The sequence below is a fragment of the Pirellulales bacterium genome (assembly GCA_036267355.1).
GTDB lineage: Bacteria > Planctomycetota > Planctomycetia > Pirellulales > DATAWG01 > DATAWG01.
This window is the reverse complement of the sequence record DATAWG010000098.1, coordinates 103,663-126,026: the sequence shown is the minus strand read 5'-3', so window position 1 is coordinate 126,026 and position 22,364 is coordinate 103,663. Positions and strand designations below refer to the sequence as shown.

27 protein-coding genes are annotated in these 22,364 nt (G+C 60.1%); 23 read left to right on the top strand and 4 right to left on the bottom strand.

Annotation, left to right across the window (positions count from 1 at the left end):
* Positions 1–203 precede the first annotated feature (203 nt).
* From VHX65_15450 to VHX65_15435, 4 genes are all read right to left on the bottom strand, one after another.
* The gene (locus VHX65_15450) at positions 204–452 is read right to left on the bottom strand and encodes a ferredoxin (GenBank protein HEX3999946.1); all 249 of its coding nucleotides are present in this window, start codon (positions 450–452) and stop codon (positions 204–206) included.
* A gap of 307 nt (positions 453–759) precedes the next feature.
* Entirely contained in the window at positions 760–1,155 is a 396-nt protein-coding gene (locus VHX65_15445; GenBank protein ID HEX3999945.1) for a cupin domain-containing protein, read from the bottom strand.
* A 268-nt stretch (positions 1,156–1,423) separates the two neighbouring features.
* Complete coding sequence (locus VHX65_15440; protein ID HEX3999944.1) at positions 1,424–4,813, bottom strand: hypothetical protein; 3,390 nt, start codon at positions 4,811–4,813, stop codon at positions 1,424–1,426.
* Between the two features lie 224 nt (positions 4,814–5,037).
* Entirely contained in the window at positions 5,038–5,493 is a 456-nt protein-coding gene (locus VHX65_15435; protein ID HEX3999943.1) for an OsmC family protein, read from the bottom strand.
* A 452-nt stretch (positions 5,494–5,945) separates the two neighbouring features.
* On the opposite strand from VHX65_15435, the gene VHX65_15430 reads away from it, so the two are divergent.
* The 23 genes from VHX65_15430 (at position 5,946) to rpsE (ending at position 22,358) form a co-directional block, all read left to right on the top strand.
* Positions 5,946–7,838 (top strand): C25 family cysteine peptidase, encoded by a 1,893-nt coding sequence (locus VHX65_15430; GenBank protein HEX3999942.1) that lies wholly within the window; start codon positions 5,946–5,948, stop codon positions 7,836–7,838.
* Between the two features lie 166 nt (positions 7,839–8,004).
* A complete protein-coding gene (locus VHX65_15425; protein ID HEX3999941.1) occupies positions 8,005–9,342 on the top strand; it encodes a PQQ-binding-like beta-propeller repeat protein in 1,338 nt (445 codons plus the stop codon).
* 235 nt (positions 9,343–9,577) lie between these two features.
* Complete coding sequence (locus VHX65_15420) at positions 9,578–10,528, top strand: SDR family oxidoreductase (protein HEX3999940.1); 951 nt, start codon at positions 9,578–9,580, stop codon at positions 10,526–10,528.
* A 317-nt stretch (positions 10,529–10,845) separates the two neighbouring features.
* The gene (locus tag VHX65_15415) at positions 10,846–11,289 is read left to right on the top strand and encodes a hypothetical protein (protein ID HEX3999939.1); all 444 of its coding nucleotides are present in this window, start codon (positions 10,846–10,848) and stop codon (positions 11,287–11,289) included.
* 389 nt (positions 11,290–11,678) lie between these two features.
* Positions 11,679–11,987, top strand: a complete 309-nt coding sequence (gene rpsJ, locus VHX65_15410) for a 30S ribosomal protein S10 (protein ID HEX3999938.1) — start codon at positions 11,679–11,681, stop codon at positions 11,985–11,987.
* A 250-nt stretch (positions 11,988–12,237) separates the two neighbouring features.
* Positions 12,238–12,891, top strand: coding sequence for a 50S ribosomal protein L3 (rplC, locus tag VHX65_15405; GenBank protein HEX3999937.1), 654 nt, complete (start codon positions 12,238–12,240; stop codon positions 12,889–12,891).
* A 111-nt stretch (positions 12,892–13,002) separates the two neighbouring features.
* Positions 13,003–13,668 (top strand): 50S ribosomal protein L4, encoded by a 666-nt coding sequence (rplD, locus tag VHX65_15400; GenBank protein ID HEX3999936.1) that lies wholly within the window; start codon positions 13,003–13,005, stop codon positions 13,666–13,668.
* A gap of 74 nt (positions 13,669–13,742) precedes the next feature.
* Positions 13,743–14,078 (top strand): 50S ribosomal protein L23, encoded by a 336-nt coding sequence (gene rplW / locus VHX65_15395; protein ID HEX3999935.1) that lies wholly within the window; start codon positions 13,743–13,745, stop codon positions 14,076–14,078.
* A 116-nt stretch (positions 14,079–14,194) separates the two neighbouring features.
* Positions 14,195–15,052: a 50S ribosomal protein L2 gene (gene rplB / locus VHX65_15390; protein ID HEX3999934.1), complete on the top strand. Its 858-nt coding sequence runs from the start codon at positions 14,195–14,197 to the stop codon at positions 15,050–15,052.
* 129 nt (positions 15,053–15,181) lie between these two features.
* Positions 15,182–15,475, top strand: a complete 294-nt coding sequence (gene rpsS / locus VHX65_15385) for a 30S ribosomal protein S19 (protein ID HEX3999933.1) — start codon at positions 15,182–15,184, stop codon at positions 15,473–15,475.
* A gap of 137 nt (positions 15,476–15,612) precedes the next feature.
* Positions 15,613–15,948, top strand: coding sequence for a 50S ribosomal protein L22 (gene rplV, locus VHX65_15380; GenBank protein HEX3999932.1), 336 nt, complete (start codon positions 15,613–15,615; stop codon positions 15,946–15,948).
* Positions 15,949–16,026: 78 nt separating this feature from the next.
* A complete protein-coding gene (gene rpsC, locus VHX65_15375; protein HEX3999931.1) occupies positions 16,027–16,722 on the top strand; it encodes a 30S ribosomal protein S3 in 696 nt (231 codons plus the stop codon).
* A complete protein-coding gene (gene rplP, locus VHX65_15370) occupies positions 16,661–17,077 on the top strand; it encodes a 50S ribosomal protein L16 (GenBank protein ID HEX3999930.1) in 417 nt (138 codons plus the stop codon). The genes rpsC and rplP overlap by 62 nt, the downstream gene beginning before the upstream one ends.
* Positions 17,078–17,200: 123 nt before the next feature.
* Complete coding sequence (rpmC, locus tag VHX65_15365) at positions 17,201–17,419, top strand: 50S ribosomal protein L29 (GenBank protein HEX3999929.1); 219 nt, start codon at positions 17,201–17,203, stop codon at positions 17,417–17,419.
* A 30-nt stretch (positions 17,420–17,449) separates the two neighbouring features.
* Positions 17,450–17,761 (top strand): 30S ribosomal protein S17, encoded by a 312-nt coding sequence (gene rpsQ / locus VHX65_15360; GenBank protein HEX3999928.1) that lies wholly within the window; start codon positions 17,450–17,452, stop codon positions 17,759–17,761.
* 136 nt (positions 17,762–17,897) lie between these two features.
* Positions 17,898–18,266 (top strand): 50S ribosomal protein L14, encoded by a 369-nt coding sequence (gene rplN, locus VHX65_15355; GenBank protein ID HEX3999927.1) that lies wholly within the window; start codon positions 17,898–17,900, stop codon positions 18,264–18,266.
* Positions 18,266–18,625: a 50S ribosomal protein L24 gene (gene rplX / locus VHX65_15350; protein ID HEX3999926.1), complete on the top strand. Its 360-nt coding sequence runs from the start codon at positions 18,266–18,268 to the stop codon at positions 18,623–18,625. The genes rplN and rplX overlap by 1 nt, the downstream gene beginning before the upstream one ends.
* 137 nt (positions 18,626–18,762) lie before the next feature.
* Positions 18,763–19,404 (top strand): 50S ribosomal protein L5, encoded by a 642-nt coding sequence (gene rplE, locus VHX65_15345; protein ID HEX3999925.1) that lies wholly within the window; start codon positions 18,763–18,765, stop codon positions 19,402–19,404.
* Between the two features lie 255 nt (positions 19,405–19,659).
* Complete coding sequence (locus tag VHX65_15340) at positions 19,660–19,845, top strand: type Z 30S ribosomal protein S14 (GenBank protein ID HEX3999924.1); 186 nt, start codon at positions 19,660–19,662, stop codon at positions 19,843–19,845.
* Between the two features lie 271 nt (positions 19,846–20,116).
* Positions 20,117–20,512: a 30S ribosomal protein S8 gene (rpsH, locus tag VHX65_15335; GenBank protein HEX3999923.1), complete on the top strand. Its 396-nt coding sequence runs from the start codon at positions 20,117–20,119 to the stop codon at positions 20,510–20,512.
* Between the two features lie 112 nt (positions 20,513–20,624).
* A complete protein-coding gene (rplF, locus tag VHX65_15330; GenBank protein ID HEX3999922.1) occupies positions 20,625–21,173 on the top strand; it encodes a 50S ribosomal protein L6 in 549 nt (182 codons plus the stop codon).
* Positions 21,174–21,327: 154 nt separating this feature from the next.
* Complete coding sequence (rplR, locus tag VHX65_15325) at positions 21,328–21,696, top strand: 50S ribosomal protein L18 (GenBank protein HEX3999921.1); 369 nt, start codon at positions 21,328–21,330, stop codon at positions 21,694–21,696.
* Positions 21,697–21,869: 173 nt separating this feature from the next.
* Positions 21,870–22,358 carry a 30S ribosomal protein S5 gene (gene rpsE / locus VHX65_15320; GenBank protein HEX3999920.1) on the top strand — a complete coding sequence of 163 codons (489 nt, stop codon included), beginning with the start codon at positions 21,870–21,872 and terminating at the stop codon, positions 22,356–22,358.
* Positions 22,359–22,364: the final 6 nt, after the last annotated feature.

Below are 22,364 nucleotides of genomic sequence, written 5' to 3'. Positions count from 1 at the left end.
CCGCATCGAGCCGCGCGAACTCAAACGACGTCGCCACGGCTACAAGCTCATGCAAGAGCCTCGCGAGAAACTCCGCGCGCGTCTCGCGCGATGCAACTAGCGATTGACAAATCGGTTACAATGCCGACAGTGCCATTCGTTCCTGACACCTTTTCTGCCTCTTTTCTGCCCCCCAGCGTGCGCGCCACATCAACAACGCAAACTCACCCATGATAGTGCTTTTCTGCCCCGCCGAGGCAACCGATCGAACCGGTCGGGCGCGACACCAGCGCCTGCAGGGCGCCGCGATAATCTTCGCTCGATTCCGGCTGGCGACTCACATAGGCCGTTTCAGCGGCTTCGCTAAACACGTGGGGAGCAAGCTGCCGACAGGTGTCGCAATCGATGCATGTCGAATCGACGAAGAAATCGCCGGCGACGTTTTCGGCAACCCGCTTCTTGAAATTGGCCATGCCGAATTATACCGGCGCCGGACGAAACGGCTCCGGTCGCATGTATTATAAGCAACCGGGCGGCCACATCGCCCAGGCCGTTGCTCGCCCCGGTGATGACAACCACTTTTACCGCAATGTTGCTGCTCATCGAACACCACTTAATGCTGCAGAATGAACATGGCTTCTGCGAACCATGGAACCGCAGGCTCGATCGTTTTCGGCTGCGAAAGAAATCGCGTCAACTTCCGCAGTTTGTTGTTAGCCCGGGTGTTCGGTATGTCGAGCATGTAGACCTCCTCGGCCAAATCCCTCGGCTCCGATGGAATCAGCGGCGATATTGTTCGTCGCTGACCTGTTCCAACCAATCGACCACTTTGCCGTCGAGCTTTTCCTGAATGGCCAAGTGCGTCATCGCGGTCGTGGCGGTCGCCCCGTGCCAATGCTTTTCGCCAGGCGCGAAGCAGACGACATCGCCGGGACGGATTTCCTCGACCGGTCCGCCTTCGCGTTGGGCCCAGCCGCAGCCGGCGGTCACGATCAACGTCTGGCCGAGCGGATGCGTATGCCACGCGGTGCGGGCGCCGGGCTCGAACGTGACAGTCGCGCCGCCCACTCGGGCCGGCTCCGTTCGATCGAACAGCGGATCGATTCTGACCGTGCCGGTGAACCAATCCGCAGGGCCTTTGCTCGACGGTTGAGACCCAACGCGTTTGATTTCCATTTGCATTTCTCCGGTTGTGGGCCGACCGAGCGTCAGGCTTTGATGTAATCCGACACCTGAAATTCTACGGGAGTGGCGCCGCCCGTGCCGGGTGACGGTTTTCGCGGTCGTGATCAACGATGCACCGGCGACTAGCGCCTTGCCGCTCACACACGGGCGCTCGTCGTGAGCGGCAAGGGGCTAGCCGCCGCGCAAACGGAATTTTCGTTTCGGCGTTGGACCGCGCCTGCGATTCGCTACGGTCGGCGAATCTGCCAATCAGGCTGGTTTAGTTTCCAGTAACCCGCAGCCGAGCGATCGCTTCGGACATGGTTTTGCGGAAGTCTCGATAGTCGGAATGCGGGAAGATTGCGTCGTGATCGGTTTGGCCGAGCTTGAATGCGGCCAATCGGTGGGCGATCAATTCGTCGGCGGAGCGGTCGTGGCTTTCGCGGGCCAGGCGGGCCAACGTGAGCATCGTGCGATAGTCGTCCACTCCGCCGCGCATCTGGCGTTCGAATTCGAGCGATGGAATCAATTCGCCGTCGGGATTGGCGTTGCACCAGGCATAGTCATCTTCGCGGCAATCGAGCGCGTAGTACGGATCGCCGCCGACGGCGTGCCAATGCCAGCCGAGACGGAATTTCATGTCGAATTGCTTGACGGCTTTGTACATGTAGACGCCAAACGTCCAGCGATTCGCATTGTTGTAAAAGGCCCAATCGCTGCCGGCACGGTGAATCATTTCGATGCTCGGCTCGTTGTGGCCGTTCATGTCGGCGACGTGCAGGGCCTTGGCGAAGATGAAATGCGGATCGTCGGCCTTGGCGGAATCGAAACTTGTCGCGCCGGTGAAAAACGGCGGCCCGTTGGGAAAGGCGGCCCGATAGGCGGCCGCATTTTCGCCGGCCCGAACGACATCGTCGCCGACCGGCTCGTCGGCGATGTTCCAATACACCGGCAGCCAGCCCGCGGCGTCGGCATGCTGCTGGATCGCGGTGAAAACGGCTCTTACGAACTTGCTATAGTCGCTGAAGCCGGCCGCGTGCATCGCTGCTTCGTCTTTGAAATAAAGATTCAAGCCGGGGAATTCGGTGTAGGTGACCACCGGCATCGTGAAGCCGCAGCGGCGGGCGAGCGCCATCTGCGCGTCGCCGGTGCTGAAATCCAGTTGCGGCTTGCCGGCCTTGAAGCCGAGGTAGCGCACGATCGGCATTCCGGAGAAAGATGTGAAACCGTAGTCGTGCAGCCTGCGCAAGCTGCGCGCTTCCATCGTCTGATTCCATGCAATCGTGGCCGGGTCGGATTGGTCCCACGGGATGCCGATCTCATGGGCATATGGCCCGACAGGAATGTCGGCCGGATCGAGCGTGCCTGGATAAACGCGATATTCGACCGCGACTTCCGCCGGTTCGCCATGCTCGGGCGTGATCGTGATTTTGCCGTGATAGAGTCCTGGCTTGGTATCGTCGGCCGGATGGATCGTAAGCCAGAATCGCCGCGTAACGCTCTTGGGTATGGCGACAGTCGCGCGAGGAATGACCAATCGCGGAGTGATCGTGTACACCGAGCCGTCGCTCGCCACGCGCGTCAGCCGATATGAGACATAGCCGACGGCGATGCGGTCGGCGGAGATTTTTCCGGGCCCCGACAGATCGCTGATCGAGACGGTCGCGCTGCCCAAATCCACGAGCGGGCAGACGCTGAGCGTCAGCGGTTCGTATTGGCCGGCGAATCCGAAGCCAGACACCGGCCGGCCGATTTCTTCTTTCCGCGGCGTGTCGTTGTAGTAGACGTCTTGCATCGGTTCGCGCGAGAAGACGACGTAGCCGCGGCGGGTGTCGATGGCGGACGGGGCGAGCGAGTCGCCCGTGGGTTTGTGCAGAATGCGATGGAAGTAGTTGTCGAAGAAGAATCGCCGTTTGGCGACGACGGAATCGAGAAACTTGCGGCCTTGCTCGGCCTTGCCGGCCGGATAAATCACTACCGCCGAAACGCTGCAGGCATAGGCTTCGCCGCGGAAACCGAGATCCAATTGCCCGTTTTTCACGTCGACATCGAATTCCTTCTCGTGATAGTAGGGACGTTGGTATTTGTCGAACGTGTCGTCCGAGGGCAGGTCTTCGGTGTTCCAATAGCGGAAATATTTTTTCTTCAGCGAATCGAACGTCATCGATTCTTGCAGCACGGGTTCGCCCTGGGCAAGAATTGCGCGGCGGCGGTAATTCTGATATTCGCCCCAGAAGCCGGAAGGATTGTCGATATTCACGAACACGTGATAATGGCCGTCCGGCAGATCGACGGCAAATTCGCCGCCGGTGATGCACATGAAATTTTCGTACAGCGGATCGGGCTGGAGCACGTCGCTGGTGCGCCAGATCTGGGCATTCTTCAGCCCGAAGCCGCGTCCCCGGCTATAGACCGTCGAAGGATCGACACGCGTGAAGCCGGGCATCAGGGGGCCGTCGGCCGGTCCAAACGAAAAGGCCGATAGCCCTTTGAACATGGTTTGCGATGTTTCGATATCGCGATCCAAGCGAACGTTGGCGAGATAGATCGGTCCGCCGGCCTTTTCGTCGATGCCGAAGACAAGCTGCGTAATCGCGCCCAGCAAAAGCTTGCGGCCGGGCCGCGCCTTTTCGCCAACGTAGAGTTGCCCAAGCGGCAGCACGAGCGTGCTCTTGCCCGGCGGCAGCATCGTTTCGTAGTTCAAGCGGGTCCAATAATCCCGGGTGCTGCGATCGCGCATTTCGATATGCAGCGGCGTGGGGCTTTCAGAATCGGAAAAGACATTGGCCTTGAGATAATCGTAGCCCGACCAATCCTGCGCCGCATCCCATACGGCGTAGCCATGGTCGAGCCGCAACGATTTCGCGCCCGCGGCGGCATGCTCCGCCACGACCGTTCCGCCACTGAAGGGATTCGTGTCTTTGAACGAAGCGAGCACTCGCGATGCCGGGCCGTGAGCGATTGCATGCCCTGCTAGTTCCGCCCCGCAGGCGTAGCACGTTTTCGCATCGGCCGCGTTTTGATAACCGCACACCGGGCAGCGAACCGGATCCGCTCCCAACGGGCCGGGCGGCACGATCGGCTTTTCTTCTGCGCCGATCGCCGGCGCCGCGGTGAGAGCCGTGTCGGATGGCACCGAACGGAGCGACACATCGCTGATCCAGAAATAACCCGGCGCCCACAGGCCGAACGCCAGATCGACATCCTTTCGCTGCTTGATTTCCACGACATAGGAGAGCGGGCTCCAGCCGAAAGTGCCGTTTTTCTTGAGCCCCATGTATTTGCCGTCGATCGCGAACTCCGTGGTGCTATGCCAAAGGCCTTCGCCGATGTCCAACCCGCGAATCCACGCCGTCAGTTTGTAGCGCCCTGGCGAAAGATTTTTGATCGTCTGTGAGACGCGGATTTTGGCCGGCCCGGCAGCGAACAGCAGGCACGATGTCTTGCCGCGATGCGCGACTTGCCCCACGCGGAATTCGCAATCGCCTTCGTATTTCCAGCCGCCCCATTTCTTGAATACATGCCCGAACTGGTTGGGAGACATCGTTTGTTCGAAGCCGCCATCGACGACGAGGTTGCCTGGTTCGCCGGCAAGCAACTGCGAGGCGAACCCGAAAACCAGAAGACCCATTACGACCACAAACGAGCGAGCGACGATGCGAGCGTTCACGTGCGACTCCTCCGCGGATTAGCATTTTCAATCAATTTCAGCCCCCGATCTGTGCGTCGAAGACCAGCGGCATCATCTGGAATAGCGGACATGTCCGAACTTGCTCCTTCCGGAACCTCCCGCACCACGGCATGGATGACCGCGTTAAACCAAAGCGTTTTGACGAGTCCTCGGAAGCCACAATTCTCACGTTTCGGATACTCATGTCCTGCTTCAAGTCAGGCTCAATTCGTGGTTTGAGCGCACGCCGCCGCTTGCGGGGCGGGTCGGCAATTCGCCGGCCGCGCGGCCTCGCAGCCCCACGCAAACGTCAGATTCACGTTGATATTGTCCTGAACGGCCAGATAAACCGGACACGCGTGACTTTCCTTTTCCAGAAATGAGCGGTCTGTCTCCGACGGAGATTGCGGAGAATGGATTGTCACGGTGATAGACTTGATCTTATACTCTTTTACATCGTCGGAAACCGCTGCCCAGGCGCCGGTCAGATCAATCGCTTTGGCCCGTGCTGCTTTGGCCATAACAAGCAAGACGCACGACGCCAGGCTCATTGCCAAAACGTCGATCGGACTGAGATCTCCACCCGCATTGGCGCATTCCCCGAGATCGAGTTCCTTTCCCAATCCGTCGTGGGTGGCGATCGTGTGAATCATCCGGTCGAGGGTCACGGTCATTCCCATGATTACTCCATCCAAAGAAGGTTGCGGCGGTCGAAATCGCAAATGCATCGAGGCTTACGAAATGAGCCTCGAAAATTGGTGTCGAGAAAGCATCGCTGAAATATTGCCACGGGAGGCGGGTTGCAAACCTCTCCTTGCGAACGGAACTCCGGCGATCGCTTCTCATCTTACGATGGAAGTGCGGGATCGCATAGCGCCCGCGCGGCGTCGGCACAACGGCTACAGATTTCATCATCGAGCGGGACCGAATTCGCACGACGTCGCCAAATGGAAAAGCACCGTCGCATCCAATTATACTTTGCTGCTCCGGGCTGACGGTATCGGCGTGGCACGAACGAGACCGCCGATCGAACTAGACCAACGCAGCCAGTTTCCCCACCGCGTCGAATGGGCTCGCACGGCGTCGACCACTCGCCAGCCGAACAAATCCGTTCATTCTCCCGGAGTTTTCCATGAAGAATCGCTACCGTTTGTACCTCGCACTCGTATGCGTTGCCGGCACCGCTCTTGCCGGAGTCCGCGTCGCAGTCGCTGAAACCGTAGCCGTCCACGCCGAAGCCGACTTCGCGCCGCCGGCCAAGGCGCTGGTGCTTAGGCTCGACCGCCAGCAGTGGCAGACATTGACGGCGGCCTGCATCACGCCAGTGTTTTATAATCACGGCGGGTCCGTTCCTCTCATCCTTGACGACGGAACTTCAAACCCCGAGGTGGCAATTCCTGCCACCTCCGCGTCGGTGAAAGACTTCGGCCCCGATGCCCAGGCGGCCACAGCGGCAATCGCCCGAAAATATTGGAAAAAGGCGGAAACCGTCTTCGCCGTCGCGGATTACGAGCACGCGCTTTGGATCGTGCCGAGCGCTTCTCTGCTTTCAGCGCCGATCCTGGTGAATCCCGACGCGGCCACACTCAAAGCCCTGGGCACGACGAAAGCCGTCGTGGTCGGCAGCATTAAAATTCCGAATGTGGAAGTCGTGGCGCTCGACGGCAAGGAGGCGGTCTGGAAATTTCAGTTGAGACTCATGAACGAATTGAAAATTCCCTGCGATTACGTGATCGCCACCAATCCCACCGACACCGCCGATAAACTCGATCCAAACGTGCAATGGCCGTATCTGTCGCTGGCCAGCGCGCCCTTGGCGGCCTATCGCCACGCGATCGTGCAGACGGGCAACTACACGGGTGATCGGCAGAAGCTGAATGATCTGGGCGTGAGCCTGGGCGATCAAGCCGACGCGGAAAAACTGGCGTCGGTGATGCCGGTGATGAAGCGGCTCAAAGCCGATTGCCGCGCGGCGGCCAAATATCTGATTAGCAACGGCCAGAAACCGCGCTTCCTGGCGATGGTGGGCGGTTCCAAGGCGCTGCCGCATTACTACATCGATCTGCACGCGAAATATACGTTTTGGAGCCTTTCCATCGATTATGTGCCTTCGGACACGCCTTACGCCACGCTCCGGGCTGACGTGGATTTCACGCATTTCGTCAAGCCGGACCTGGCCGTCGGGCGCATCATGGCCGACAACATTCATGACGCGTCGCTGATGCTTGTCAAAACGTTTTTCCGCAAGCAGTATTTGCCAGGCGGTCGGTACGCTAGCCTGGCGCCGCAGGGATGGGAGAAAAGGGCGATCGTGCTCGACGGGCACCGCCTGAATCAGCCCGACGAGGGTGGTCCTGATGCCTCTCCGCACGAGCCGTTTCATCCAGCAGGCGAAGTGGCACACGAATTTGCCAAGGCCGGCTTGGCCGCGAGCTATGTCTTTCCCAGGGATGAAACCAATCCGCAAAGCACTGGCCTGAAGGCGCCCGACCTGTTCCATTCCACAAGCGACTATGGATTCGTTCAGTATGTCGCGCACGGCGATCCGCCTTATCTGCGGATCGAATCGGGAAGAACCGGCAAGGATCTGAAAAACTATCTGGCAACCGGGGCCGAGTACCGCAAGCGATTGAACTTCAAGGCGCCAACGGTCGCCTACGTAATCGGGTGCAACGTCGGAACGGTGAACGCCAATTTCCGGACGAACGCGGAATACCTGCCCCCCGCGGCGATTCACGCCGGTTTGATCGCCTACATGGCGCCCAACAAATGCCAGTCGATCTGCTTTTGGCGCTATGCGCCCAAGGGCGTCGGGGCGGATCAAGCAATTCTATTCTGGGACAATTTCCTCATGAAGAAGATGACCGTTGGCGAGGCGCTGCTGGAAGCCAAATGGCAGGCATATCAGCGTTGGGCGCCCAAGCAAAGCGCGGATCAGTCGAGCAAAGACTCGAATAATTGCATCGAGATCGACGCGCCTTCCCTGGTGTTGTTCGGCGACCCGGCTCTGACCTTGGCCGACTGAATGGCGTAAGAAACTCCTGAGCCCGGATATATTTTCGAGGGCCGCCGATTGCCTCCGTGAGGGTGGCGGCCCTCCGATGTTTCTCTAAAGCGGCGATTTGAAAATTCCTGAGCGCAGCGAGCTACGGATGCAAACCGCGTCGCGTGCTTCATTCCAAATTACGACGATGGCAACACCTGCTTTCTCCTGGATGCTCGCGTTTGCGATGGTCGTCGTTTGCTCGGGCGCGCCGCCGGCCGAACAAACCGCCGATTCCAGCCGCGCGCCTGCGCCGGCAGCAACCAGTTTCAATGACGGCGGGCGAACCGCCGCGAAGAGCCCGGCGTCAGTGGTGCCGGCGGCGCCCCCAACGAAGGCCGCCGGGAGCGACTGGAGCTGTTTTCGCGGTCCCAGGTGCGGCGTGTCGAGTTGGAACAACGCGCCGCTCGATTGGGACGGCAGCACCGCTCGCGGCGTGGTCTGGAAAACACCGCTGGCGACGTCATGCACAAGTTCGCCGGTCGTCTGGAGGAATCACATCTACATCACGGAAGCGAATCACGATGAGCGTGCGGTCGTTGCGTTCGATACCGAAAATGGGAGACAACTTTGGCGCCAAGTGGTTCCGGATGGCGGAGGCGGCGAGGCGCTGCCGTCGGTTGCCGATTCGGCGCTTGCTCTTCCGACGCCCGCATGCGATGCCGATGGAGTCTGCGCCCTGTTCGGAACCGGAGATCTGGCCTGTTTTTCCCACGACGGCAAATTGCGATGGAAGAACTTTCTTCAACGCCCGGTGATTGGATACGGCCATGCTTCGTCGCCTGCGATATGGAATAAGATGGTGTTCATCCAGCTTGACTGGCAGGAGAATGGCAAGGTGCTGTGTCTGGACGGCACGTCCGGAAAGACGATCTGGGAACGCCAACGCTCGCGCGGCGCATCGTGGTCGTCGCCAATCGTGATCCCAGAAGCCGACGGGTCGCCGATCTGGGTCGCCAATGCAAATGGGTCTATCACCGGATTCGACAAAAAGGGACAGGTCGTGTGGGATCTGGACGGCGTCACCGGCCAAGTCGCGCCATCCCCGACTTGGGCCGACAATCGCTTGTACCTTCTGAACGTCGGGTCGAGCCTGATGTGCTATGGAGGCGCCACAAATCCGAAGTTGCTCTGGCAATACAAAAAAGGATTGAGCGAGACATCGAGCCCGCTGGTCACGCACGGCCTTTTATTCATGGCGGTCACACCCGGATCGCTGGTCTGCCTGGATGCAACGACGGGCGAGCAGCAATGGAAGCAGCGGGCACCGGGGGCTTACGCCTCGCTCGTCGGCAGTGGCGACCGCGTCTATTGCATGGGTCGGGATGGAACGACGCTCGTCGTTGCGGCCGAACGAACTTTTCGCCAGATCGCGCTGTGCGAATTGAGCGATGGGGCTGACGCCACCCCCGCAATGGCTGACGGCAGGATGTTCATCCGCAGCAACCACTTTCTCTGGTGCCTGGGCACGAAGAAATTGCAATAGCACTCCTGCAATCGGAATTATTCATCAGCCTTTGAATGTTGGCATTGGCGATACCAGGGCCCGCTGCTGCGGCACTCCCACATGGGCACAGGGGGAAGCGAGCGCGCGGCCGGTGGGCGTGTGCTACACTTGCGTGGCGGCGTTTGCCCCACGGTTTGTCGGTTGCTACAAAAACTCCGCTTCGGCCAACCATCTTGGTCCTGATTCTCCCCACCCCTGGCCCATCATTTTTTCCATGCGAAATGTTCTCGTGACCGGCGGGGCGGGTTTTATCGGGTCGCATGTCGCCGAAGCTTTGGTTCAGCGCGGCGACCGCGTGCGCGTGCTCGATAATCTGTCGACCGGCAAGCTTTCCAATCTCGCCACGGTGCGCGATCGGATTGAATTCATCGAGGCCGACTTGAACGACGAGGCCGCCCTCGGCCGAGCCGTTGCCGGAGTGGATTGCATCTTTCACGAAGCCGCGCTGGCGTCGGTGCCGCGAAGCGTCGAACGGCCGTTGGAGACGAATGCCGCGTGCGTCAGCGGGACGCTTGCGCTCTTGGACGCGGCCAGCCGAGCGAATGTGCGGCGAATCGTCTACGCCGGCTCGAGCAGCGCCTACGGCGATCAGCCGTCGACCTCGAAGCGCGAAACCGATCTGCCGCTGCCGATCTCGCCTTACGGGGCCGCAAAAATCGCCGCCGAACTCTATTGCCATGCGTATGCGGCGATGCGAAAGATCGAAACCGTTACGCTCCGCTATTTCAACGTGTTCGGCCCGCGGCAAGATCCCAACAGCGAATACTCGGCCGTCATACCGAAGTTCATCACGATCCTGCTATCGGGCAAGCAGCCCACCGTGTTCGGCGATGGCCTGCAATCGCGCGATTTCACATTTGTCGGGGATGTCGTGGCCGGCAATTTGTTGGCAGCAGAAGCGCCGGGCGTGTCGGGGCGCGTGATCAATCTGGCCGCGGGGCGAAGCGTGACGCTCTTGGACTTGCTCGACGTGCTCTCGCGCTTGCTCGGCACGCCGGCCAAGCCGCAATTCGCCCCGCCGCGGCCCGGCGATGTGCGCGAAAGTCTTGCCGATATTACGCTCGCTCGGCAATTGCTGCGCTACGAGCCGCGAGTGAGCTTCGAGGAAGGTTTGCGGCGCTCGATCGATTACTACCAAAGTGAATTTCTCAAAGTCGCCAAATAGCGCTGGCAGCGGGACGATCGTCGCGAAAAAAAACATCGCGTTCGACCGTTTTTGGTGTTGTTCGGCGGTTCTGCGGCCGCATCTTCGCAGGTTCGTGCGGCGCACCCACGGGAAGGTGGAACGGGGCCGACTTCTGGTCAACTCGGCGTCCTGCGCTGGCCGAAATTGAGAGAGTAGAACCTTTTCCTGAACGGCTGCCCGAACGGATCCTGCCCGCCGTGAATTCACTCGAATCTATTTGGTTGGCCTATCTTTCCCAACCTTCCGGCGAACGCGTTTTGTTTCGCGCTATTCGGAAGACGAAAGTGCGGCGAATCATGGAGATCGGCATCGGCGATTTGCGGCGTGGGTTGCGAATGATCCGCCTTGCTCGGCGATACCATGCGGCGTCCGAAATTCGCTACATCGGCGTCGATTTGTTCGAAGCCGGACCAAGATCGGAAACCGCGGCGGTTTCGCTTAAGCAAGCGTATCGAATGCTGCGCGCCACCGGCGCCCGGGTGCACCTGATTCCCGGCGACGCCGTGCAGTCGCTGGTTCGCTCGGCCAACGCTCTGCCGGGCAATGAATTGGTGCTCGTCTCTGCGGAACGTGTGGTCGAGCGACTTGGCGAAGCCTGGCACTATATTCCGCGTATGCTGTCGCCCGCGGCAATGCTCTACGCGGCCGAAGCCAACGGTGCAAAAACCGTATGGCGCAAATTGCCGCCCAGCACGTTGCCATCGCTCGCCCCAGCCGCATCTCACCGCCGCGCGGCTTGATCGCCGCAGTTCGCGTCGAGCATTGCGCCGGGTGGCATGGCCACGACTTTGCGTGGGCATGTTGGCCCCATCAAGATTGCGCATGCCCGCTGAAGGCAGCGGGACGTGGCAGCCATCCATCGCGCCACTCGATCCCTTTATCCAAATCGCGTGAGCGGGAAATGGTTGCGCCGAAAAGAAATTTCGCCGTATCGGCCGTTGACAGGCTGCGGCCGAGGTTTTAAGATTGCTGGCTTCCCTAACGGGGGCTTGGTTAGCGTGGGGTGCGTGATGCGTGGCGATATGGTTTCCATGAGAGACCGGATTTGCCCGCGTTCGCCGCGTGCCCAGGCGGTGTGCCGGATTCAAATCCTGAGCGGAGAACGACGGTGGCTGGACACTCGCACGAAATGATTCGCATCCGGATGGAGGCGTACGACCACTCCGTGCTCGATCAAAGCGCGGCGGAAATCGTCGACACCGCCAAGCGGACGAATTCGGAAGTGCATGGTCCGATTCCGTTGCCCACTCGGATCGAGCGCTACACGGTGCTTTCCAGTCCACACGTGGACAAGAAGGCCCGGCAGCAGTTCGAGATTCGCACACACAAGCGGCTGATCGATATCGTGCAGGCGACAGCCAAAACGATCGAAGCGTTGAACAAGTTGAGTTTGCCGGCGGGGGTGGATATCAAGATCAAGGCCAGCGGCCGACATTAGAAAGTAGAAGGCATACTCCGTATGCCGTAGCCCATACTACCGCGGACGGCATACGGAATATGCCTGCCGCGGAACGGGCGGACGACGCGGAGCGAGCCAACTACTCAACATCGGAAGCATTTATGCCACGGAAGCTTTGCGGGTAAGTCGGGGCCGGTTCTAAGAACCTTTGGTCCCCGAGCCTCCCGCGGGCGAGAGCGAGCAGGGAATTCGAGCGATGCCCATTGGATTACTCGGCCGTAAGGTCGGGATGACTCAGATTTTTGACGAAGCCGGAGCCGCCATTCCGGTGACCGTGGTCGAGGCCGGGCCGTGCCACGTGCTGCAATTGCGCACGAAGGACCGAGACGGATACGAAGCGGTGCAGTTGGGCTATCTCGACAAACCCCGCCGCCTTGCCAGCCGCGCCCAGCGTGGCCAAGTCGCCCGCTTGGATAGCAAGCGTGCCAAGGCTCAAGCCAAAGCTGGCGTCGAGCCTCTCGCCAAAGCGGATTGCGAGCCGAAACGGTTTGTCGGCGAGCTGCGCGGTCCGATCGAGGGCTTTTCCGTCGGCCAATTGCTGAAGGTCGACATTTTCAAAGAAATCACGGCGGTCGACGTCACCGGCACGAGCAAAGGCCGCGGCACGTCGGGCGTCATGCGGCGGCACAATTTCAAAGGCCAGCGAGCCACCCACGGCGTGAAAAAGGTGCACCGCCACGGCGGCGGAACCAGCATGAACACGTTTCCCGCGCGTGTGTTCAAGGGCAAACGCATGGCCGGCCGCTACGGCAACGAACGGACCACGAATCGCAATTTGAAGCTGGTGCGGATCGACTCCGAGCACAATCTGCTATTGATTCGCGGCGCCGTGCCCGGCCCCAACGGCGGATACGTATTCGTGAAGCAATCGAACAAGATGTAGGGTGAGGGCGAGGGGATAGGGTGAGGAACTGAATTGCCGCCTTGATCCCAAACGAGAGCCAAATTACCCCCCTAGCCCTAGCCCTAGCCCCTAACCCTAATCCCCCATCGCATGGCCAGCTTGACAGTTTACGATCGAACGGGCAAAGAAGTCGGAACCTACGACATCGATCCGACGGATCTCGCTCCGCGCATCAATAAGCAGTTGCTGCACGATGCCGTGGTGATGTATCAGTCGAATTTGCGGCTGGGGACGGCGCAGACCAAGAGCCGCGGGATGGTGGCCGGCACGACGAAAAAGATGTATCGCCAGAAGGGGACGGGCAATGCCCGGGCGGGCTCGCGTCGCAGCGGCATCCGTCGGGGCGGCGGCCACATTTTCGCCAAATCGCCCCGCGATTGGAGCTACCGCCTCCCGCGCAAGGCCTTGCAACTGGCCACACGCATGGCGCTGGCGTCGAAGCTTCGCGACGGACAGATCACGGTGGTCGATGAATTGAAGTTCGACGCCCCGAAAACTCGCGACATGACGGCCATCATCGGCGCCTTGAAGCACGAGGGCCGCTCGCTGCTGGTGGCCACCGCGGCGCACGATGCGAATGTTTACAAATCGGCCCGGAATATTCCGAATGTCAGCGTCGTTCCGGTCGGCGATTTGAATGCCTGGCTCGTGCTTCGGCCATCGCAATTGCTGGTGACCAAGACCGCGCTGGACAAGATCAAAGAGCAAGCCAAAGCCCTGAACGGCGCCCGGCAAGCCGAGACCGAAAGTGCATGATGCGTCGGCCCCGCCGCTGGACGGCGGGTTTCGCGGCGAATGATATTCGATACACGATTGGAAGCTTACCGACGATGACACACCAATTGACGCCGGCGATGCATGAGACGGCCGCCGAAGGCAAGCTGCACTTGGTGCCGCATCAGATCATCCTTCGTCCGCTGGTGACCGAGAAGGGCGTGCATCGCTCGACACGGCACAATGCGTATGCGTTCGAGGTGAATAAGCTGGCGAACAAGCGCGACGTGCATCGGGCCGTCGAGGAATTGTTCAACGTCAAGGTGGTTCGAGTGAATATTCAAAACCGCCGCGGCAAGCCCCGCCGCAGCCGTTTTCATGCCGGCCGAACCAACGACTGGAAGAAAGCGGTGGTAACGCTCGATTCGGAATCGCGGATCAATTTCTTTTAAGAAGGCTGAAGGCGACAGGCTACAGACGACAGGGACGGCATTTGTTGCCGAACTCGAACTAGACCAAGAACTTTGGAACCTACAGCCTGTAGCCTACAGCCTGTAGCCTAAGAAACATGGGAATTCGCCGTTACAATCCGACTACGCCTGGCCGCCGCGGGGCGAGCGTCAGCGACTTTGCCGATCTGACCAAGGGCGCCAAGCCGCTCAAAGGGCTGACGGTGCGCAAGAAGATGACTGGCGGGCGAAACAACCAAGGCGTGATCACCGCCCGGCATCGCGGCGGCGGTCATAAACGGCGGTATCGCTTGATCGATTTCCGCCGTAATAAAGATGGCGTGGTGGCGCGGGTCGATTCGATTCAATACGACCCGAACCGCAGTTCGCGAATCGCGCAATTGAACTACGTCGATGGCGAAAAGCGTTATATTCTGGCTCCCGACGGGCTGACGGCGGGCGCTCAGGTAGCGAGCGGGCCGGATGCTCCGCCGGCGGTCGGCAATTGCTTGCCGCTAAAGAACATTCCGCTGGGGATGATGGTTCACAATATCGAATTGCAGCCGGGCCGCGGCGGGCGATTGTGCCGCTCGGCCGGATCCGGTGCGACGCTGGTTGCCCGCGAGGCGGATTGGGCGCAGCTCACGCTCCCCAGCGGCGAAATTCGCCGCGTGCCGGCAGCGTGCCGGGCGACGATCGGCTCGATCGGCAATGCCGACCACATGAATGTTTCGCTTGGCAAGGCCGGGCGCAAACGTTGGATGGGCCGCCGCCCGCATGTTCGCGGCACCGCCATGAACCCGATCGATCATCCGCACGGTGGTGGTGAAGGGCGCACGAAGGGTGGCCGGCATCCGGTGAGCCCGACGGGAAAGAGCGCCAAGGGGGGCGGAACGCGAAAGCATCGCAAGCCGTCGAACTCGGCGATCATCCGCCGTCGCAAATCGCGGCGCTACGGACAATTGAAGATTATTTAGCGGTAAACACTCGCCCGTGCTGAACACGAGCCCGAAGCGTAACCGAGGGTGCAGCGGCGTTGGCGCAGCCTCGCCAGTGTTCCGCAAGTAACGTGGCTACACTAATCGAAAAGCAGAGCAGAGCACGGCATGGGAAGATCGTTAAAAAAGGGCCCTTACGTCGATCCGAAGCTGTTCGCCAAAGTGGAAAAGCAGCAGACGACCGGACAGCGCGAGCCGATCAAGACCTGGGCGCGAGCTTGCACCATTATCCCCGAATTCGTCGGCCAGACGTTTTTGGTCCACAACGGCAAATTGCATTTGAAGGTGTTTGTAACCGAAGACATGGTCGGCCATAAGTTGGGAGAGTTCGCTCCGACGCGCACCTTCCGCGGCCACGGCGGCAAGGCATCGAAGGCCAAAGCCGAGCCGGCCGCTAAGTGAGGCGGGGGCTGGCTCGTTTGTCGGCGGGTTGGACGTTGGAATTGCCGCCAAGCGTAATGCCGAAAAATGTGCCCGACCCCTTGAGCCGCAAGTTGAATTAGCGCTTTCACATTCGAGTTGTTCGAGAGTTCATTGCCATGGCCTACACCGCCACCCATCGCTTCGCCCAGATCAGCGCCCGCAAGGTGCGTCCGCTGGCCAATCTGATCCGCGGCAAGCATGCCGACGAAGCGCTCGACATCCTGAAATACATGCCGCACCGCGGAGCACGGATGTTGGAGAAAGTGTTGAAAAGCGCGCTGGGCAACGCGGAAGATCGGCGCTCGGTGAACATCAGCAACCTGGTAGTGGTCGATGCCCGGGTCGACGGCGGCCCGATCGTCAAGCGCATTCAGCCACATGCCCGAGGAATGGCGTTCATGATCAAGAAGCGGATGTCGCACATTCGCGTGTCGCTGGATTCGCTGTACTAATCGCAACCGATCAATTGAGCTTATCGCGGAGATCATGTCAGGCTGGAAAGCCTGACCTACGGAAGGCGAAGAACGAATATGGGCCAAAAAGTCAATCCGGTCGGATTCCGTGTCGGCATCATGGAAGGCTGGAAAAGCCGCTGGTATGCCTCGAAGCAGGAGTTCAAGGAACTGCTGATCGAAGATCACAGGATCCGGGCCTTCATCCACGATAAATACAAGTTCGCCGGCATTCCGAAAGTGGAGATTGAACGAACCCGCGACGAAGTGAAAGTGATTTTGCACACCGCGCGGCCGGGCGTGATCATCGGCCGCAAGGGCCAGGAAGTCGAGCGATTGCAGGGCGAATTGCAGGAACTGTTGGGGCGGCGGATCAACATCAAGATCGAAGAAATCGGCCGCCCGGAAATTTATGCCCAACTGGTGGCCGAAGACATTGCCGAGCAGTTGGCCAAACGGGCCAGCTTTCGGCGCACGATGAAGCGAGCGGTTGAAACGACGATGGAAGCCGGCGCCAAGGGGATCAAGATCCAGTTGGCCGGCCGGTTGGGCGGGGCCGAAATGGCCCGCCGCGAAAAGCAGATCGCCGGCTCGATGCCGCTGTCGACCCTGCGGGCCAAGATCGACTACGGCCTGACGGAAGCCAAAACCGCGCAGGGGCATATCGGGGTTCAAGTTTGGATCAATCAAGGCACGTACGAGGAAGTTGGCCATGGCGCTGATGCCCAAGAGAGTCAAGCACCGAAAAAGCCAAAGAGGACGTATAAGAGGTGATGCGACGCGCGGCAACCGCGTCGTGTTCGGCGATTTCGGTCTCCAGGCTTCGCAGGCCGGTTGGCTCAGCGCGGCAACGATCGAGGCCGGGCGGATCGCGGCCCAGCAGTATCTGCGCAGCGAAGGCCGATTGTACGTGCGCGTGTTTCCACACAAGTCGGTAACCTCGATTCCCTTGGAAACCCGGATGGGAAAGGGAAAAGGGGAGCCCGAGTTTTGGGCGGCGGTGATCAAGCCGGGAACGGTGTTGTACGAGATCAGCGGCGTGACGGAAGAAGCGGCCCGGCTTTGTTTTGCCCGGCTTGCGCATAAGATGCCCGTCCGGGTGCGGTTTTTGCGGCGCCGAGCGAGTTGACAAGACGGCCGAACTGTAATTGGAAAACGAATGATTGCCGGCGATTCCCTCGCTAACGCTTCGGGCTAGTATGCACGACACTAGCCCGAAGCGTTAGCGAGGGACGACTGGCGGAGAGATGACATGGCGAAAGCAGCCGACTTACGCGAAATGAGCGACGAGCAGATCGTGTTGACCTGGAAAGAGTCGGCGGAGCAATTGTTCCGCCTCCGCTTGCAGGCCCAAACCGAGCGGCTCGACGCCCCCAGCGAGCTGCGCCGCCAGCGCCGCCTGATCGCCCGCTGCCAAACAATCCTGAACGAACGCAAAGCCAAAACCGCCGCCGCTGCGTCTGCGTCCTAACCCCTCACCCTCACCCTCACCCTAACTGTCATGCCCAAGCGAGTCGAAATCGGCGTGGTGAAATCGGACCGAGCGAGCAAGACGCGGCGGGTGGAAATCCCGCGGCTGGTGCGCCATAAGAAGTACGGCAAGATCCTGCATCACCGAACCGTGTGCCACGTACACGACGAGAAGAACGAATCCCACGAAGGCGACACGGTCGAAATCATGGAAAGCCGTCCTCGCTCGCGGTTGAAGCGCTGGGAATTGGTGCGGATCGTGACCAAGAGCCGCTTGGTCGACCTGGCGGCAATGAAGGCCGCTTCGAAGTCGGAGAAGACCAGCGAGCCTGGAGCCGGTTGATTCGGAAAGAAACTTCCGCGTGCCCTGACTTTGCGGGTGCCTGCGGATCGATTGACGAAGCACTGGCAAAGCCAGTGAGACGCACGAAGATTGTCGGGCCAGAAAGCCTGAGTGAACGAACAACGGACGATCGATCATGATTCAAATGCAAACTCGGCTCGTCGTGGCCGACAACACCGGCGCCAAGGAAGTGATGTGCTTCAAGGTGCTCGGCGGCAGCAAGCGGCGCGTGGCCGGTCTGGGCGATATCATCGTTTGCAGCGTTAAGACGGTGATTCCCGGCAGTGAAGTGAAAAAGAAGGCCGTGGTGAAGGCCGTCATCGTGCGGTGCAAGCGGCCGACGCGCCGTGTCGATGGCAGCTATATCCGCTTCGACAGCAACGCGGTGGTGTTGATCGACAATGAAAAGAATCCCCGCGGCACGCGCATTTTCGGCGCCGTTGCCCGGGAGTTGCGAGATCGGAATTTCATGAAAATCGTCAGTCTCGCAAGTGAGGTGGTGTGATGCACATCCGCTCGAACGATCAAGTGGAAGTCATTGCCGGGGCCGATAAAGGGACGCGCGCCAAGGTGCTGCGCATTCTCGGCAGCCGGAATAAGGTGGTCGTCGAAGGCGTCGCCCGGGTGCAGAAGCACATGCGCCGCAGCCAACAGAACCCGCGCGGCGGCCGGTTGTCCAAGGAAATGCCGATCGCGATCTCGAACATCATGCTTGTCTGCCCCGTGTGCGGCAAGCGCACCCGGACGGGCGTGCGTACCGAGCAAGACGGCAGCAAGCACCGTTATTGCAAACGGGCCAATTGCGGCAAGAACATCGGCCCGCTTTCGCCCGCCCGAAAGAAAAAAGAAACGACTGCCACGTAGGCCGGGCTTTCCAGCCTGATTTGTGCCCAACTGAAGTCATGCGGCATCAAGCGACCCCGGCAACTTAAAGCAATCCCGCAGCAGCGGTGAGCAAACATCCTTGAAGTCGTCAGGCTGGAAAGCCTGACCTACAATCCATGGACAAGAAACCACCCAAAAAGCCATCCAAGAAAGCCGAAGCCGCTCCCGAAGCGCCGGCCGGAAAGCCGCCGGTTCCCCGGTTGCTGGAAAAATACGAGAAAGAACTCCTGCCGGCCCTGGCCCAGAAGTTCGGCCGCAACAATCGCCTGGCCCTGCCGCGATTGCAGAAGATCATTATCAACATGGGCGTCGGCGACGCGATCACGGAAAAGAAATTTCTGGAAGATGCGGTTGCCGCCTTGGCTCAAATCGCCGGGCAAAAGCCGGTGGTCACCAAAAGCCGCTATTCGATCGCGAATTTCAAGCTTCGCGAAGGAATGCCGATCGGCTGCAAAGTGACGCTCCGCGGTTTGCGGATGTACGAGTTTCTCGATCGGCTGGTGGCGTTGGCCCTGCCGCGCGTGCGCGACTTCCGCGGGCTGAGCCCGGACGGCTTCGATGGCCGGGGAAACTACAGCCTCGGCCTGTCGGAGCAGCTCGTGTTTCCGGAGTTGAATCCGGATAAGTTCACGCGTCCGCAAGGGATGAATATTACGATCGTGATTTCCGGCCACAGCAACGACGAATCGCGCGAACTGTTGCGCGGCTTCGGAATGCCGTTCAAAGTGCCGGAAGCGAAGGGCAAAGGAGCGGCGTGAGACGGCAGATTTGAGGCGACGATTGTCAGTTGTGCCGCTGCTTTGCCGGTGTGCTGGTACGACCGAGGGCGCGGAAGCACTGGCATAGCCAGTGGCACACGGCGCGCGGTTGAAATGGAAGATTTGTTTGGAGTTCACCCTCGCTGACGCTTCGGGCTGGTATTTTTGGCGGCGGAGCGGCGGACACCAGCCCGAAGCGTTAGCGAGGACGAGCGGCGAGTTCACTATCGTACAGAATCGTTGTAAGGGCTCCCCATGGCGAGCAAGTCGAAGATTGCAAAGGCCTTGAAGAAGCCGAAATATTCCACCCGGCTGAACCGGCGCTGTCTGCTTTGCGGACGGCCGCGGGCCGTGTATCGGAAGTTTGGCGTGTGCCGGATTTGTTTCCGCAAGTTGGCGGACCAGGGACACATTCCCGGCGTTCGCAAGGCGAGTTGGTAAACGCGGCGGGGTCTGGCTCATTTTTCGGCCGCTAGAGCCGAAAATCGGCAGGTAACCGCTCCGCCGAAAAATGTGCCTGACCCCTTTGGGGACCCCTCTCCCGCAAGGGGAGAAGGGAGAATGACTGTCCTCTCCCGCAAGGGGAGAGGGGAGAATGACCGTCCGGCCCCTCCAGCAAATGGAGAGGGGAGGATGAGGTGGGTGGCGGCGTGTTGTAGGCAAGTGTGAATTATGTTTTTGAGCGCTGGTCTTGCAAGGGACAATAACCCCCATGATGACTGATCCTATCGCCGACATGCTTACCCGCATCCGTAATGCGGTGCGTGTCGAACGGCCGAGCGTCGATATGCCGATTTCAAAGGTCAAGCGCGGCCTGGCCGAGGTGCTCAAGCGCGAAGGCTACATCTGGGACTGGAAAGAAGTCGAGAGCCAGCCGGTCAATCAATTGCAGATCGAATTGAAATACGGGCCGAACGGCGAGCGCGTCATCCGGCATTTGAAGCGCGTCAGCAAGCCGGGCCGCCGCGTCTTCGCCGGCGCCGCGAGATTGAAACCGATCCTCAACGGCCTGGGCATTTCGATTCTTAGCACGAACCGTGGAGTGATCAGCGACCGCGAGGCCCGCCAGCGGAATCTGGGCGGCGAAGTGCTCTGCGAATTGTGGTAGAAGAAAAAGGTGTCAGGAACCGATTTGCGCCAAGCGAGTCGCGATTCGAAACGAATTTATGCAAATCGGTTCCTGACACCTTTTTAGGGCCCCAGAAAAGAAAGTCACTCGGATGTCGCGGATTGGAAAAGTTCCTGTGGCCGTTCCGGCCGGCGTGAAAGTCGCCGTCGCCGATGGGGCTGTTGCCGTCGAAGGGCCGTTGGGCAAGCTCAACCAAACGTATCTGCCGAACGTCGAAGTGAAGTTCGACGAGCCGGGCAAGCGCGTGCTGGTCACGCGGAAAGACGAAACCCGCCAGGCCCGCGCGGTGCAAGGGCTCACGCGAGCGCTGGTGCGCAATATGGTGATCGGCGTAACGCAAGGCTATGAAAAGAAGCTCGAGATCGTCGGCGTCGGTTATTTGGCCGCGGTACTGAAAGACGTGTTGCAGCTTCGCGTCGGGTATGCCAACGAAGTGCAATTGCCGATTCCTCCGGGTTTGAAAGTCACGTGCCCCGATCAGACACACGTGGTGATCAAGGGGATCGACAAGCAAATGGTCGGCCAATTCGCCGCCGAGGCTCGAGCCGTTCGCAAGCCGGAGCCCTACAAGGGCAAGGGCGTGCGTTACGACGGCGAAGTCGTTCGCCGCAAGGCGGGCAAGGCTGTTACCGGGAAGTAGGGGCACGAGTTGGCGGTTGGATTGTTCCAAGAGGTGTGTGCCGCTGGCAAGCGCAGTCTGCCAGTGTTGGCGTTGGGCTGGCTGTGTATCGGTGGGAGTCGCCAGTGCCACGCGTTGCAAAGAATTCGCTGGATTTATCGAATAGCAAATTGCCATGAATCACGAAAAGGCCATCAATCGCCAACGGACGCGTCGCAGCTTTCGGGTGCGGAAGCGCGTGCGGGGCTCGACCGAGCGTCCGCGGCTGTCGGTGTTTCGCAGCCACAAGCACATCTATGCCCAGGTGATCGACGACGCGCTAGGCCGCACATTGGCCTCCGCGAGCACGAGCGATACGCAACTGCGCGATGGCCTGAAGTATGGCGGCAACAAAGGCGCGGCGGAAGCGGTCGGCAAGGCCGTCGCCGAGCGGGCGGTTGCGGCCGGGATCACGAAGGTTTGTTTCGACCGCGGCAGCGCCCAATTCCATGGCCGAGTGGCCGCATTGGCCGAAGCCGCCAGAAAAGCCGGTTTGCAGTTTTAGATACCTCGATTCGTAGGAATCGATTGGGTGCGGTCGTGCACCCTCGCTAACGCTTCGGGCTAGTATAGGGACACTAGCCCGAAGCGTTAGCGAGGGACACCCAGGCAACAATTCCCATTCATACCTTCGGCCTACAGTCTCAAGCCTGTAGCCTTCCACCCAGCGAGTTTACCGTGGCGAAAGATTCGAGTCGTGGCGGCGAGTTGATTGACAAGGTGATCAAGATCAAGCGTTGCGCCGCGGTGGTCAAAGGCGGCCGGCGATTCAGCTTTGCCGCGATGGTCGTGGTGGGCAATGGCAAGGGGAAAGTCGGCTGGGGCTATGGCAAGGCCAACGAAGTGCCCCCCAGCGTGGAAAAGGCCGTCAAAGACGGCAGCCGCAGCATGTTCGAGTTCCCGATCGAGTCGGGCACGATCCCGCATCGGGTGCTCGGGCAATTTGGCGCCGCCAATGTCGTGCTGATCCCGGCCAGCCCCGGCACCGGCGTGATCGCGGGGGCTGCGGTGCGGGCGGTTTGCGAGGCGTCGGGCATTCACGACGTTTTGACGAAGTGCTACGGCTCGACCAACCCGGTGAACCTGGTGAAAGCAACGGTCGACGCCTTACAAAAATTGCGCACGCGCCATGAAGTCGAGCGCCTGCGAGGAGTTTCGCTGACATGAGATTAC

What these genes read in the sequence shown, in the direction of transcription:
- VHX65_15450 (HEX3999946.1), bottom strand. Translation starts at nt 452, where the DNA reads ATGGCCAATTTCAAGAAGCGGGTTGCCGAAAACGTCGCCGGCGATTTC.
- VHX65_15445 (HEX3999945.1), bottom strand. Translation starts at nt 1,155, where the DNA reads ATGGAAATCAAACGCGTTGGGTCTCAACCGTCGAGCAAAGGCCCTGCG.
- VHX65_15435 (HEX3999943.1), bottom strand. Translation starts at nt 5,493, where the DNA reads ATGGGAATGACCGTGACCCTCGACCGGATGATTCACACGATCGCCACC.
- VHX65_15430 (HEX3999942.1), top strand. Translation starts at nt 5,946, where the DNA reads ATGAAGAATCGCTACCGTTTGTACCTCGCACTCGTATGCGTTGCCGGC.
- VHX65_15425 (HEX3999941.1), top strand. Translation starts at nt 8,005, where the DNA reads ATGGCAACACCTGCTTTCTCCTGGATGCTCGCGTTTGCGATGGTCGTC.
- VHX65_15420 (HEX3999940.1), top strand. Translation starts at nt 9,578, where the DNA reads ATGCGAAATGTTCTCGTGACCGGCGGGGCGGGTTTTATCGGGTCGCAT.
- VHX65_15415 (HEX3999939.1), top strand. Translation starts at nt 10,846, where the DNA reads ATGGAGATCGGCATCGGCGATTTGCGGCGTGGGTTGCGAATGATCCGC.
- rpsJ (HEX3999938.1), top strand. Translation starts at nt 11,679, where the DNA reads ATGATTCGCATCCGGATGGAGGCGTACGACCACTCCGTGCTCGATCAA.
- rplC (HEX3999937.1), top strand. Translation starts at nt 12,238, where the DNA reads ATGACTCAGATTTTTGACGAAGCCGGAGCCGCCATTCCGGTGACCGTG.
- rplD (HEX3999936.1), top strand. Translation starts at nt 13,003, where the DNA reads ATGGCCAGCTTGACAGTTTACGATCGAACGGGCAAAGAAGTCGGAACC.
- rplW (HEX3999935.1), top strand. Translation starts at nt 13,743, where the DNA reads ATGACACACCAATTGACGCCGGCGATGCATGAGACGGCCGCCGAAGGC.
- rplB (HEX3999934.1), top strand. Translation starts at nt 14,195, where the DNA reads ATGGGAATTCGCCGTTACAATCCGACTACGCCTGGCCGCCGCGGGGCG.
- rpsS (HEX3999933.1), top strand. Translation starts at nt 15,182, where the DNA reads ATGGGAAGATCGTTAAAAAAGGGCCCTTACGTCGATCCGAAGCTGTTC.
- rplV (HEX3999932.1), top strand. Translation starts at nt 15,613, where the DNA reads ATGGCCTACACCGCCACCCATCGCTTCGCCCAGATCAGCGCCCGCAAG.
- rpsC (HEX3999931.1), top strand. Translation starts at nt 16,027, where the DNA reads ATGGGCCAAAAAGTCAATCCGGTCGGATTCCGTGTCGGCATCATGGAA.
- rplP (HEX3999930.1), top strand. Translation starts at nt 16,661, where the DNA reads ATGGCGCTGATGCCCAAGAGAGTCAAGCACCGAAAAAGCCAAAGAGGA.
- rpmC (HEX3999929.1), top strand. Translation starts at nt 17,201, where the DNA reads ATGGCGAAAGCAGCCGACTTACGCGAAATGAGCGACGAGCAGATCGTG.
- rpsQ (HEX3999928.1), top strand. Translation starts at nt 17,450, where the DNA reads ATGCCCAAGCGAGTCGAAATCGGCGTGGTGAAATCGGACCGAGCGAGC.
- rplN (HEX3999927.1), top strand. Translation starts at nt 17,898, where the DNA reads ATGATTCAAATGCAAACTCGGCTCGTCGTGGCCGACAACACCGGCGCC.
- rplX (HEX3999926.1), top strand. Translation starts at nt 18,266, where the DNA reads ATGCACATCCGCTCGAACGATCAAGTGGAAGTCATTGCCGGGGCCGAT.
- rplE (HEX3999925.1), top strand. Translation starts at nt 18,763, where the DNA reads ATGGACAAGAAACCACCCAAAAAGCCATCCAAGAAAGCCGAAGCCGCT.
- VHX65_15340 (HEX3999924.1), top strand. Translation starts at nt 19,660, where the DNA reads ATGGCGAGCAAGTCGAAGATTGCAAAGGCCTTGAAGAAGCCGAAATAT.
- rpsH (HEX3999923.1), top strand. Translation starts at nt 20,117, where the DNA reads ATGATGACTGATCCTATCGCCGACATGCTTACCCGCATCCGTAATGCG.
- rplF (HEX3999922.1), top strand. Translation starts at nt 20,625, where the DNA reads ATGTCGCGGATTGGAAAAGTTCCTGTGGCCGTTCCGGCCGGCGTGAAA.
- rplR (HEX3999921.1), top strand. Translation starts at nt 21,328, where the DNA reads ATGAATCACGAAAAGGCCATCAATCGCCAACGGACGCGTCGCAGCTTT.